Source organism: Paenibacillus sp. 1-18 (assembly GCF_000520755.1).
Classification (GTDB): domain Bacteria; phylum Bacillota; class Bacilli; order Paenibacillales; family Paenibacillaceae; genus Paenibacillus; species Paenibacillus brasilensis.
This window is the reverse complement of sequence record NZ_ASSB01000285.1, coordinates 1-1890: the sequence shown is the minus strand read 5'-3', so window position 1 is coordinate 1890 and position 1890 is coordinate 1. Positions and strand designations below refer to the sequence as shown.

The window sequence follows — 1890 nt, the reverse complement described above, 5'->3', positions numbered from 1 at the left end:
TGGCAGCAGCCGTTATTTTACCAGTAGGTGAGTTGCTGGAGGGTGTAGATGATTCGAAAAAACTAACGGACAAAAAGAGAGAAGCATACTACGAGCTCATTATGGAGAAAGCCATTGCTATAGGAGTAGGCTATGTAGATGCGCGGACGATTGATGAGATCAATATTAAACAGGCAGCTCGTTTGGCCATGAAGCAGGCTATTGGAGCTTTATCTGTATCTCCTGATTATTTACTTGTGGATGCTGAAAAGGTGGATGTCCCCATTCCTCAGCTGTCCATTATTAAGGGAGATGCGAATAGTCAATCTATTGCGGCGGCTTCTATCATTGCGAAGGTTACCCGTGATCGGCTGTGCAAAGGCGAATGGGATGCAAAATATCCTGAATACGGAATTGGCATACATAAGGGCTACGCTACCAAGTTGCATAGGGAACAGATATTGGCACTAGGACCTACGGAGATGCATAGACGCAGTTTTTTGGGCAATTTGCTTACAGAGCAGCCAACGCTGTTTGATCTGTAAAGCCTTATTATGAAACGGAACTATGCCGATATAATGTATACCCAATAAAATAGGCCCTTTAGATAGAGGGATAAAGCGGAGGAGGGGCGATATGAACATCGGATCAGTATTTCGTGGATTACTTGGTGATGTGAAGGCGGGAGAGGTCAAAAAGCTCGATATGCAGCCAGGCCAAGTCGTGAGGGGCGTCGTATTAAAGGTGTCTGAGGACGGCGGTGAGGCTGTGCTGCAAATACAAGGCTCTCAAGTCAGAGCAAAGCTGGAAACCCCTCTTCAGCCTGGACAGACCACAACATTTCAGGTACAACCGGCTTCCCCCAGTGGAATGACGGTACTTAAGCCTTTGAACGATGCAGCTAATGCACCACAGCAAACCGTAGCTCTCGCAGATGTATTGGAATCGGTAGGATTGCCGGATACAGCTCAGAATAGAGCACTTATCCAGGCCATGCAAAAAAATGGTGTACCACTGACATCGGAAAATGCAGCTTCTTTGCAAAACGCTTTAGTGAAGCAGCCTGGTAACGTACAACCGGGAACGTTTGTACAGGCAGCAGCCGTTGCTTTTCAGCGGGGACTTCCATTGACGGCAGAAAGCATTAATGGCCTGCGCCAAGCGATGTTTGGTCCTCCTTTAAATGATCTGCTGTCATCATTGGAGCAGGAGCTCGACACGGTATTAAAGCAGCTGGGACAGGGAGCATCATCTATAGACCAGACAGCTAGAGAAGCAACAGCGATAAAGGGTGCTGACCGAGCATCAGCTAGTCCGGCAGGCACCTCTACCATTGGGGTTGTAGTTACGCCGGAAGGTCAAGCGCCTGCATTATCCAAGGACACCTCTGCTCCTGTAAAACAGGGAGAAGCTGGACAAGCAGCAGGAGGCAAGGAGTTGCTGAAAGGGACACAGGCAGCCAACCTTGTTGTTGCTGCTGCGGGGAATGAAGCGAATGCTTTGGCTACAGAGCCGGATGCTCCGACCAGGGCTGCATTTGGAGCCCTAGGGACTGCTCCAGAAGAAGCGCAGGCAGCCAATGAGCGTGGAGCGACAGTGGCTTCGGACACTGCCACAAATGCGTCTGAATCGGGCGCTGACGCATTAAGCGGCTCCCGGGCCAGAGCGGAGCAGGGGCAGCAAGCTGCCACGACAAGCACGCAGCTTAAGGATGCTAATGGCGCTCCAAGGGCGGCAACGACAGAGTCTGCCGGGGCGAAGCCAGCGACAACCGCTACACCAGCTGAACGCGCAGCTGCACAGCCGGCTGGTGGCCCTGTGCCGCAATCCACGGCGGGCAACGGGGCTGCGGCGGAGGCGCCGCTCCAGCGGCTGCGCACGCTGCTGCAAGAGCTGCGCGCAGCGGTCCCA

Annotated in this window: 1 protein-coding gene and 1 pseudogene; both read left to right on the top strand. The window is 52.5% G+C overall.

Going from position 1 to position 1890, the window contains the following annotated elements; all coding sequences use genetic code 11:
* The coding region (locus L693_RS0117900) for a ribonuclease HII (protein WP_025718766.1) at window positions 1-524 on the top strand (524 nt) is incomplete at its 5' end.
* Window positions 525-615: 91 nt separating this feature from the next.
* A pseudogene (locus L693_RS0117895) lies at window positions 616-1890 on the top strand (DNA ligase); the annotation flags it as partial.